Source organism: Actinomadura rubrisoli (assembly GCF_004349215.1).
Lineage (GTDB): Bacteria > Actinomycetota > Actinomycetes > Streptosporangiales > Streptosporangiaceae > Spirillospora > Spirillospora rubrisoli.
This window is the reverse complement of record NZ_SMKU01000331.1, coordinates 1-10545: the sequence shown is the minus strand read 5'-3', so window position 1 is coordinate 10545 and position 10545 is coordinate 1. Positions and strand designations below refer to the sequence as shown.

General features: G+C 70.6%; 8 protein-coding genes, 1 pseudogene and 1 riboswitch. Of the genes and pseudogenes, 4 read left to right on the top strand and 5 right to left on the bottom strand.

Going from position 1 to position 10545, the window contains the following annotated elements:
- The coding region (locus tag E1298_RS37995; RefSeq protein ID WP_131902141.1) for a hypothetical protein at positions 1–229 on the bottom strand (229 nt) is incomplete at its 3' end.
- Between the two features lie 97 nt (positions 230–326).
- Positions 327–1946 carry a hypothetical protein gene (locus E1298_RS37990; RefSeq protein ID WP_131902139.1) on the bottom strand — a complete coding sequence of 540 codons (1620 nt, stop codon included), beginning with the start codon at positions 1944–1946 and terminating at the stop codon, positions 327–329.
- Positions 1947–2040: 94 nt separating this feature from the next.
- On the opposite strand from E1298_RS37990, the gene purS reads away from it, so the two are divergent.
- The 4 genes from purS to purL all read left to right on the top strand — a co-directional run bounded on the left by purS (position 2041) and on the right by purL (position 7042).
- Positions 2041–2283 carry a phosphoribosylformylglycinamidine synthase subunit PurS gene (purS, locus tag E1298_RS37985; protein ID WP_131902145.1) on the top strand — a complete coding sequence of 81 codons (243 nt, stop codon included), beginning with the start codon at positions 2041–2043 and terminating at the stop codon, positions 2281–2283.
- Positions 2284–2520: 237 nt separating this feature from the next.
- Positions 2521–2961, top strand: a complete 441-nt coding sequence (locus tag E1298_RS37980; protein WP_243726054.1) for an ATP-binding protein — start codon at positions 2521–2523, stop codon at positions 2959–2961.
- Positions 2962–3059: 98 nt separating this feature from the next.
- Positions 3060–3740, top strand: coding sequence for a phosphoribosylformylglycinamidine synthase subunit PurQ (gene purQ / locus E1298_RS37975; RefSeq protein ID WP_131902135.1), 681 nt, complete (start codon positions 3060–3062; stop codon positions 3738–3740).
- A gap of 980 nt (positions 3741–4720) precedes the next feature.
- Positions 4721–7042 (top strand): phosphoribosylformylglycinamidine synthase subunit PurL, encoded by a 2322-nt coding sequence (purL, locus tag E1298_RS37970; protein WP_131902143.1) that lies wholly within the window; start codon positions 4721–4723, stop codon positions 7040–7042.
- 86 nt (positions 7043–7128) lie between these two features.
- Here the strand turns inward: purL and E1298_RS37965 are convergent, their stop codons facing one another.
- From E1298_RS37965 to E1298_RS37955, 3 genes and pseudogenes are all read right to left on the bottom strand, one after another.
- On the bottom strand, positions 7129–8109 hold the full coding sequence (locus tag E1298_RS37965) for a coiled-coil domain-containing protein (protein ID WP_131902133.1): 981 nt from the start codon (positions 8107–8109) through the stop codon (positions 7129–7131).
- 2 nt (positions 8110–8111) lie between these two features.
- A riboswitch (cyclic di-AMP (ydaO/yuaA leader) is annotated at positions 8112–8280 on the bottom strand.
- A 164-nt stretch (positions 8281–8444) separates the two neighbouring features.
- A complete protein-coding gene (locus E1298_RS37960) occupies positions 8445–9617 on the bottom strand; it encodes a S8 family peptidase (RefSeq protein ID WP_131902131.1) in 1173 nt (390 codons plus the stop codon).
- Positions 9618–9742: 125 nt separating this feature from the next.
- Positions 9743–10545, bottom strand: a pseudogene (locus E1298_RS37955) (hypothetical protein); the annotation flags it as partial.

The following is a 10545-nucleotide window of genomic DNA, read 5'->3' as shown; positions in this document are numbered from 1 at the left end:
CGAGTACGGGCAGGGTGGACGGGGTCTTGTTGAAGCTGGTGACGGTGTGGAAGACGTCCAGGATCAGGCGGTTGAGGGAGCGGTTGTGGCCCTGGAGGTCGGTCGTGAAGGCGGCCGCGGAGCCGCCCTGCCAGGTCTGAGGGCCCATGAGTCGGGTTATCTCGGACATGGTGCTGGATATCGTGTCCAGCTCGACCTGGACGGCGTGTGCGTCGATCTTGACGACCATGTCCGTCCCTTCGCCGGTGCGCAGGGGTAACAGCGTAGAAGGGAAGTGTTGACCTTCGCATCGACTTGTTTTGACGGACGGGGGCAGAAATCGGGCTTTATTCGCGGGAGAGGGCGCGGGTGGCGCCGGCGGCGACGGTGAGGCCGAGGAGGAGGCCGCCCGCGACGATGAGGTTGGCGATCCACTGGTAGATGCCCTTGGGGGCGAACTCGACCTCCTGGCCGAGGCTGCCGATGGGCAGGAGGAGGTCGAGGGTGTAGAAGAACGCGTTGAAATGCGGTTTGTGGCCTTCGTCCAGGACATCCGGTTTGTTGAGTGAGAAGACGATCGTCCCGAAGGCGAGGAGGCCGATCAGCCAGCTGGCGGCGCGGAAGGGGCGGTAGCCGTAGCCGACGAGGAGGTCCTGCAGCCAGCCGACGACCTTGCGGGGGATGCCCTGGGTGTTGCGCCGGTCGCGGGCCTTGGCGAGCAGGACGGAGCGGCCGTCGGCGTCCAGGCCGAGGGTGCGGTAGGTCTGGGCGAGGCGCTCGTAGGGCTGGGGGGCGTAGCCGTCGGTGTCGCGGCGGAGCCAGGCGAGGCGTTCGCGGGCGCTGAGGGCCGGTTCGAGGGTCTCGTACTGGAGGCCGTCCAACTGGAGGCGGTCGGGCCAGGTCGCCTTGTCGTCGCGGAGGAGGTTGATGCGGGCGTACGAGAGGTCCGCGGTGCCCTTGATCACTTCGGCGGGACGGAGCAGGAGCTCCTCGGACTGGAGGCGCTGGAGGCTGAGGGCCGTCCCGCTCTCGTGGTTCAGGTGGGAGCCGCGGAGGCTGAGCTGGCCGGTGACGCGGGCGCCGGCGAAGCTGACGGCGCCGTTGGCGGTGAAGCCGTCGGAGCAGTAGACGTCGGTCTCGACGGCCAGGTCGTCGGCGTTCAGGGCGGTGCGCTCGGGGGCGTTGAGGTGGGCGCCGACGAAGGAGAGGTAGCCGCCGACGCGGGCGCCGCGGAGCCGGACCTCGCCGTCGGCGGTGAAGCCGCCGTCGCAGAAGACGTTCGCCGCCACGTCCAGGCGGCTGGCGTACAGGGCGGCGCCGGACGGGTTGTACAGGCGCGCCTCCCGGAAGATCAGCTGGCCGCCGACGCGGGCGCCGGGCAGGCGGACCTCGCCGTTGGCCGTGAAGCCCTGGTCGCAGTAGACGTTCGCCTCGACCGTGAGCCGGTCGGCGAGCAGCGCGTCCCCGCCGGGGTTCACGAGGTGGACGCCCGACATGTTGAGGATGCCGGTGATGTTCGCGCCGTCCAGCCACAGGCCGCCGGAGATGCGGCTGCCCTCCAGCCACAGGTGCCCGTCCACGCGGGTGCCGGACGCGACGAGGCCGGGCAGGCGGCAGCGCATCAGGTGGACGCTGTTCATGCTCGCCCAGTACAGGTGCGGGGCCTCGTCGAACGAGCAGCCCGTGAGCGCGAGCGGGACGTGGACCTCCGCGTGCCCGAGGTTCAGCGACCCGGTGATGCGGGCTCCGCCGAGCCGGACGGCCGCGACCCGGCCGGGTTCGGGTTCCACTGCTCCGACCAGGAGGGCGACGAGGACCTCGGCGCGGACGAACCGTTCGTGCCCCCAGCGGGCGGAGGTGCCGGGGTCGTCCAGCGCCGGGTCGCCGGACGACAGGTCGATGGACTCGCCGCTCGGGAACGCCTCCCAGAGAAGGCGCTCCGAGGGGGTCAGGTCCTCGATTTTCATCGGGCGGCTCCGGGGGTGCGGATGGGGTGTGTCAGGCAATGGTGCCGTACGCTTCAGGATCGTAAGGATGGCGCAGACCAGTGAGGGGGCGGTCGTGGCGCGTGTCGTCGTCGACGTCATGCTGAAGCCGGAGATCCTCGACCCGCAGGGCCAGGCGATCGCACGGAAGCTGCCGCAGATGGGCTACGAGGGGGTCGTGGCCGTCCGGCAGGGCAAGCGGTTCGAGGTGGAGCTGGAGGGGCCGGCGGACGAGGCGGCGCTGGAGCGGGTCAACAAGATCGCCGAGACGCTGCTGGCCAACCCGGTCATCGAGAACTTCGAGGTTCGCGTTCTCTAGGTGGGGAATGGCGTGGAATGCCGTTCGGTGTAGGTGTGAGTCGGAGCGTTGTTGGTGCGTTCCAGGGGCGCACACCCTTTCATGGTGCCGATGAGATTTCACGTAAAGACCCGAGAGTATAGCGATTACGGAAGATTCCGCCGGGGAAGTCTTAGCTGCGTCGAGTCGTCGAGCACGCTCCGGGGCCGGGGGCCCTACCAGGAAGCCCGGGGCATGACACGAGGTGTCCGGGTGGATATGAGATTCTCGCTCGCGCTTCCGCGCGAGGCTCTGAGCATCCCGGTGATCCGCCGAGTCGTGGGGGACGCGCTGCGGGGGCTGGGCGTTTCCGAGGACTGCGTCGCCGATATTCTCGTCGCCGCCTCCGAGGCGTGCACGAACGCCATCCAGCACGCCCGCGCGTCGGGTGCCTACGAAGTGGCCGGCCACATCGACGAGGGCGTCTGCGTCCTCAAGATCATGGACTGGGGGCGCGGCCTCCGTCCGGCCCCGCAGGACCCGGGGGTTTTGAGCGAGTCCGGCCGCGGGATTAAGATCATGCGGGCGCTGGTGGACGATCTCAGCATCGACTCCTCGCCCGACCGGGGCACCGTGGTCCACCTGCAAAAGCGCCTGACCTGGCGAGACGAGGCCCTGGTCCGGCGCCTTGAGCGCAGGCTCATGCCCAGCGCCGGGTAGATTGGTACGCGCGCGGGGGGATTGTGACGCGCAGCGGGGTGATCGGCGGAGGAGACCCGCTCGTCCCGGCCGCACCTCATTTCGGAGGAACAGAAGAGATGGACGCTGCCCGGGTCGGGGTCATCACCTTCCCCGGTTCCCTTGACGACAGAGACGCCGCACGCGCCGTGCGGCTGGCCGGCGCCGAGCCGGTCGCGCTCTGGCATGGGGACCACGATCTGCAGGGGGTCGACGCGGTCGTGCTGCCCGGCGGGTTCTCGTACGGGGACTACCTGCGGGCCGGGGCTATCGCCCGGTTCGCGCCGCTGATGAACGAGCTGGTGGCCGCCGCCAAGGCGGGCCTTCCGGTCCTCGGCATCTGCAACGGCTTCCAGGTGCTGTGCGAGTCGCACCTGCTCCCGGGCGCGCTGCTGCCCAACGCGGGCCTGCATTTCGTGTGCCGTGACCAGCGGCTCCGCGTGGAGAACACCGGCACCGCCTGGACCACCGAGTACCGCGAGGGCCAGGAGCTGGTCATTCCGATCAAGAACCGGGACGGCCGCTACACCGCCGACCGGGAGACCCTCGTCGAACTGGCCGACTCCGGCCGCATCGTCGCGCGCTACCTCGACCTGAATCCCAACGGCTCCCTGGACGACATCGCCGGGATCTGCAACGAGGCCGGCAACGTGGTGGGGCTCATGCCGCACCCGGAGCACGCCGTGGAGTCGCTGACCGGACCGTCCACCGACGGGCTCGGCTTCTTCACCTCGATCGTCAAGAGACTGGTCAACGCATGAGCGAGCAACGGCCCAACGTATCCGGGCGCACGGACGGCTCCCAGGCCCGGGACGCCTCGCACGAGCCCTCGATGGAGTGGCTCGGCGAGCTCAAGTCCGACGCGGACGACCCGGAGCTTCAGCCCGTCGACCCTTCGGTGACGCAGGCCTTCGAGGCCATCCTGGAGGAGGAGACCGCCGGTCCGCTGGTGGGTCCGCCCGCTGGTCCTCCGGTGGGTTCGTCCGTTCCCGAGGGTGTGGAGGTGCCGGTTCCCGGGGGCGTCCCACCGGCCAACGGCGGGCAGCCGTCGCAGCAGATGGCACCGGAGTTCGTCCGGGCGCTGGAGGAGGAGGGGACGGCCGGTCCGTCCTCGCCCATGGGCGACCCCACTCGCACCAACCCTGACCTGAACGGATTCGGCCCTCACTTCCCGTCGGCGGACGGCCACGGGCCTGGCCTTGGGACGGGCCCTGGGACGGGCCCATTGCCCCCTGTTGGGTACGGGACCGGGCCGCAACCGGCGGTCGAGTACGGGACGGGCCCGCAGCCTTCCGTGGGGCAGGGCACTGGTCCGCAGCCTGCGGTGGGCACGGGGCCGCAGCCCGCCGTCGGGTATGGCACCGGGCCTCAGCCTGCTGTCGGCTCCTCGGGTCTGGAAGGGCTGGGGAGTGCACCGCAGCCCCCGATCGGCCCTGAGGGGCCGGATACGGGGCCGCAGCCTCTGGTCGGTCCTCAGAGCCCGGGGGCTGCTCCGCTGCCGTCTGGTGGACGAGGGGGGCCCGGCACGGGCCCTCAGCCCGTGATCGGCGGCCCTGGGACGGGGCCGCAGCCTGCGGTTGCAGGCCCTGGGACAGGCCCACAGCCTGCGATCGGCGGGCCTGGGACGGGGCCGCAGCCGGCGATCGGTGACCCCGGGACCGGGCCTCAGCCTGCGGTCGATGGGTATGGGATCGTCCCGCAGCCGGAGATCCATGGGCCCGGGACCGGGCCGCAGCCGGCGATCGTCCCGGTCGACCCCGGTACCGACACGGTCGCCATCGCGGCCGCGTCGCCCGAGCGTAAGCAGCCGTACGTCGAGCTGGGGATGAAGGACGAGGAGTACCAGCGGGTACGCAACATCCTCGGACGGCGTCCCACCTCGGCGGAGCTGGCGATCTATTCGGTCATGTGGAGCGAGCACTGCTCCTACAAGAGCTCCAAGGTGCACTTGCGCCAGTTCGGTGAGAAGGCTCCGAAGACGGACGCGCTGCTGGTCGGCATGGGTGAGAACGCCGGTGTCGTGGACGTCGGCCAGGGCTGGGCGGTCACGTTCAAGGTGGAGTCGCACAATCACCCGTCGTACGTGGAGCCGTACCAGGGCGCGGCCACGGGCGTCGGTGGGATCGTCCGGGACATCATGTCGATGGGCGCCCGTCCGATCGCCGTCATGGACTCACTGCGCTTCGGCCCGGCGGACGCTCCCGACACCCAGCGGGTGCTGCCCGGAGTGGTGGCCGGGGTCGGCGGCTATGGCAACTCTCTGGGCCTGCCCAACATCGGCGGCGAGACGGTCTTCGACGCCTGTTACGCGCAGAACCCGCTCGTCAACGCGCTGTGCATCGGCGTGATGAAGCACGAGGACATCAAGCGCGCCGTGGCCCCCGGCCCCGGCAACCGGGTGATCCTCTTCGGTGCCACGACGGGCCCGGACGGCATCGGCGGCGCGTCCGTCCTGGCGTCCGCGACGTTCGACGACCCGGGGGCGGGGGGCGTAGCTAATGGGGGTGAAAATACAGCCCAGAAGAAGCGGCCTAGCGTCCAGGTGGGCGATCCGTTCATGGAGAAGCTGCTGATCGAGTGCTGCCTGGAGCTGTTCCGCGAGGACCTCGTGGTCGGCATCCAGGACCTCGGCGCGGCCGGCGTGTCCTGCGCGACCACGGAGCTGGCCGCGGCGGGCACCGGCGGCATGCACGTCGAGCTCGACGCCGTCCCGCTGCGCGATGAGTCGCTCCGCCCTGAGGAGATCCTCATGAGCGAGTCGCAGGAGCGGATGATGGCGGTGGTCACGCCCGACAAGGTCGACCGCTTCATGGACATCTGCGCCCGCTGGGAGATCCCGGCCACGGTGATCGGCACGGTCACCGACACGGGGCGGCTGGTCATGACCTGGCGCGGCGAGACGATCGTCGACATACCGCCGGTCACCGCCGCCGACGAGGGCCCGGTGTACGAGCGTCCGTACGCGCCGCCCGCGGACCTCGGGGCGCTCCAGGCCGACACGCCAGGGCGTCTCACCCGTCCGTCCAATGGCGATGAGCTGCGCCGCACCGTCCTGTGGTTGGCCGGGTCGCCCAACCTGGCCAGCAAGACGTGGGTGACTTCCCAGTACGACCGCTACGTGCTGGGCAACACCGTGCTGGCCATGCCGGAGAACGCGGGCGTTGTCCGGATCGATGACGAGTCCGGCCTGGGCATCGCCTTGTCCCTGGACGGGAACGGCCGGTACGCGCGGCTCGACCCGTACGCGGGCGCCCAGTTGGCGCTGTCCGAGGCGTACCGCAACGTGGCGGCGACCGGTGCGCGTCCCCTGGCGGTCACCAACTGCCTCAACTTCGGCTCTCCGGAAGACCCGGGCGTCATGTGGCAGTTCGCCCGGGCGGTGGAGGGGCTGGCGGACGCCTGCCAGTACCTCGGCGTCCCGGTGACGGGCGGCAATGTCAGCTTCTACAACCAGACCGGCACGATGCCGATCAACCCGACGCCGGTCATCGGCGTCCTCGGCGTCCACGACGACGTGCGCCGTCGCGTGAACATGTCGCTCACTTCCGACGGCGCCACGCTGGCGCTGTTGGGCGAGACCCGCGAGGAGTTCGGCGGCTCCGAATGGGCGCACGTGGTGTACGGCCACCTGGGCGGGCTTCCGCCGCTGGTCGACCTGGCCGCGGAGGCGGCGCTGGCCGGTGTGATGGTCCAGGCCGTCCGCGACGGGCTGGTCACGGCCGTGCACGACCTGTCGGACGGCGGCCTGTCGCAGGCGCTGGTGGAATCGTGCCTGCGCGGCGGCCTCGGCGCGCGGGTCACCTTGGCGGGCGACCCGTTCGTCTCGCTGTTCAGCGAGTCGGTCGCGCGCGCGATGGTGGCCGTCCGGCCGGGCGCTGAGGCGCGGCTGGCGGCGCTGTGCGAGGCGGCGGGGGTTCCGGTCGCCCAGCTGGGCGTCGCGGGCGGCGACTCGCTGACCGTGGCGGGGCGCGGGCCCGAGGGCGACCAGCAGGAGCTGTTCAACGTCCCGCTGGCGGAACTCCGTGAGGCCCACGAGCGGATGCTTCCCAGCTACGCGAGCTGACCCGGACAGACGACATGGCGCCTCCCCGCCCGGGAGGCGCCGCGCCGGGATTTTCGCGTCCGCGCGGGACGGTCGGGACGGTATCGCTAGAAGACCGAGATGTGGACGTGGTCGTAGTGGTTCGCGGTCACGCCGCCGCGGTTCTCCATGCTGCGCCAGCCGGGGCTGCGCAGGTCGTAGATGCGCTGCCGCCAGATGATGTACTTGATGCCGAGCGCGCTGGCGTGGGCGATCGCGTAGGCGGCGGTGCGGTCGCCGAGGGACTGCGCGCTGCCCGTGGCCATCGTGCCGCCGGTCGTCACCATGAAGTCGCAGGCGTGGCCGGTCGCGTGGTCTTGGGGGTCGCCGCCCGAGCGGACGCAGCCGATGGTCGGGAACGGTCCCGTTTCCAGGTCGATGGTGTTCTTGACCTTGAGCATGCGGGGCGTGACGCCGCCCATGCCGACGCTCGGGGACTCCGGCTTGTACTTCTTGACCAGGCTCCGGATGCGCGACTTCTGCGCGAGCAGGTCCCTGATCTCCTTCTGCAGTTCGGAGATCTTCTGCTGGGCCTGCCTGCGGGACTGCTCCTGCTGGGAGACGAGCGACTGGATCTGCTTGACCTTCGCCGCCTTGTTCTGCGTCAGGTGGCTGACCAGGGTGACGTTGCCGAGCAGCTCGGACGGGTCGTCGCTGGCCATGACGGAGACGGTGGGGTCCTGCCCGCTGGTCATGTACTGGGTGGCGGCCATCTGGGCGACGAGGCCGCGTGCCTCGCTGAGGTCGGTCTGGAGGTCCTTGGACTTGTCCAGCGCCTTCTTGGCCGCGTACTGGGCGTCCCTGAGCTTGGCCAGGTCGCCGCCGTACGCCTTGTCGAGCTTCTCGATCTGGCGGTTCAGCCTGCTGAACTTGCCGCTGTCGCCGGGGTCGGCGGCAGCCGGCGCGGTGAACGGCGCGGTGGCCGCGGACGGGCCCGCGACCGCGGACGGGGCGGCGGCTCCAGCCAGGGGCACGGCGGTGGCGATGGCCACGAGAGCCACCGCGGCGTGTCGCCGGCCGCGCCGAAAGGTGGAGGTGGGGGTCTCCACGTTTCTCCTCTCCTCGTGGGCCTACCGGGTTAGCTGACGGGTTCGGGCTGGAGTTCGCCCTGTCACCGGCCTTCCGGACGGTGAGTTCACCCCGGCCGGGACGATCGCTCGTCCCGGCAAGTGGGTCCCCGGTTCCCGGGTTCGCACCGCGGGATTCGGCCGATCCGTCCGGCGCCGCCCCGGGGATCCGGGCCGGGTCGCCGACCGAACGGCAATGAACGATCTGGGACCGTCCGTTGCCTCGCCAAGATTAAACCCCTGCGGTGCGTGGGGCGGCGCGAAGCCCAAGAAGCCCGGCTCCCTGCAGGGAGCCGGGCCATCTTACGTGACGGGACTCACAGCTTGCCCTTGTAGAGCAGCCTGTTGGCCTGTCCCCCGCGCAGGCGTCCGATGACGTTGCGGGTGGAGTTGTCGTTGAGCCACTTCTGCACCTGCGGGAAGGTGGCCCTGCGGTGGGTGGTGAGGTAGAGCGCCGCGACCCCGCTCACGTACGGCGTCGCCATGGACGTGCCGCTGATGGTCTTGTGGCCGCCGTTGAGCCACGTGGAGTTGATGCCGTAGCCGGGCGCGTTGATGTCCACGCACTTGCCCCAGTTGGACCATTCGGCGCGGTTGTCGTAGCTGGTGGTCGCACCGACCGTCATGACCCAGCCGGCGCTGGACGGCGATGCCTTGCAGGCGTCGACGTTGTCGTTGCCCGCGGCGACGGAGACGAACACGCCCGACTTGGACAGGTTGGTGACCGCGGTGTTGAGCGCCGCGGACTTCGGCCCGCCGACCGACATGTTGGCGATGGACGGCTTGGCGGCGTGGGTGCGCAGCCACTTGGCGGCGTCGATCAGGTTGGACATGGAGCCGGTGCCGTCACAGCCGAGCACGCGGAGCGCGCGCAGTTTGACGTTCTTGGCGACGCCGTAGGACTTGGAGCCGATGATGCCCGCGACGTGGGTGCCGTGGCCGTTGCAGTCGTTGCCGTCGGCGAACTCACGGGCCTTCCAGGCGATGGCCGCGCGTCCACCGAACTCCCTGTGGCCGGCGGACAGGCCGGTGTCGATGACGTAGGCGGTCACGCCCGTGCCGGTGGCGGTGTAGGTGTAGGACTTCGACAGCGGCCGCTTGCGCTGGTCGATGCGGTCCAGGCCCCAGGGCAGCGGCGCCCGCTGGGTCCTGGCCGCGACCTTGATGACCTGGTCCTGCTCGATGGCGGCGACGCGGCGGTCGCGGCGCAGCTTGGTGAGCTGGGCGCCGTCCAGCCGCGCGGCGAAGCCGTTCAGGACGCCGTCGAAGCGCTGGACGCCGGAGGCTCGGACGTTCTTGGCGGCGGAGTCGGTGGACGCGCCGTCCCTCAGCGTGACGATGTACCGGCCCGGCACGGGGGTGCCTTCGGCGGCCGTCACCTGGACGAGGGACGGGGACGGGTCCGACGCGAGGAGCGGGAGCGACGCCGCGCCGCCCACGCAGCTCGCGACCACGCCGACGAGCAAAAGCCTTCGGTGGACAGCCCGCAAGACGTCTCCTTCTGTCGGGGGCCGCTCGATTGGGCCCCGCCGTGATCGAGGGCTTCGACCGAGGGAACCCTAGCGGATCTGTCCTGAAATAAGCCGTCAAATCGGGCGAGTTGCCCGGTCACGGATTAGTTGCGGCTGAGCTTTCCCGCATAGCCGAGCGGCGTGCCGGGCCGGCTCCATACGTACTGCAGCGTTCCGTCCGGCTGCCGCGTGATTCGTACGGTCCCGTTGGTGCACGGCTTAGGAATGGCCAGTGCCATGTTCAGTGAGCTCTCCGTGCCCTTGCTGAGCGTGAGCGTGCCCGAGCATTTCTCGCGGGGATAGAAGGCGCGCGCAGTGGTGCCCCCTGTCTCGAACGTGACCTGGATAGGGAAGGAGACGTTGCGGTTGGTGTTGACGACCGTGCCCTTCCAGGTGCCCGCGAAGGCCGGCGGGATCGTCGTCACCGGCCGGTTGTCGGAGGCGTTGGTCTGGTCGGTGGGCGCCCCCGGGTCGTCGTCCTTGAGCTGCGGCCACAGCACCAGCGCGATGATCGCGATGCCGACGCCCACCCCGATGAACAGGGACAGCGCCACGCCCAGCACATGGTTGCTCGGACGGCGGAGCCCGCCGAGGGCCAGCGCCGCCTTGGAGGGCCGCTCACCGTCCCCCTGGGCGGGCCGCAGTCCAGGGACGATGTGGGGCGTCGGCTCCGTGCGGTCCGCGGGCTCGTGCAGGGCGCCCGGGTCGACCGGGTCGAGCGTGGCGGTCGCGTCGGGGGACGGGGAGATGACGTTGAACGTCGCCGTCGGTTCGGCGGCGGGGGCTACCGCGTCGAACGCGGCGGTCTGTTCGAACGCGGCCGGGTCGAGCTGGGTGGGGGACGGTTCCGGCTCCGGCGGCACCGTCGTGGGTGGCTGGGCGGGTGCGGGTGCGGGTGCGGGTGGCG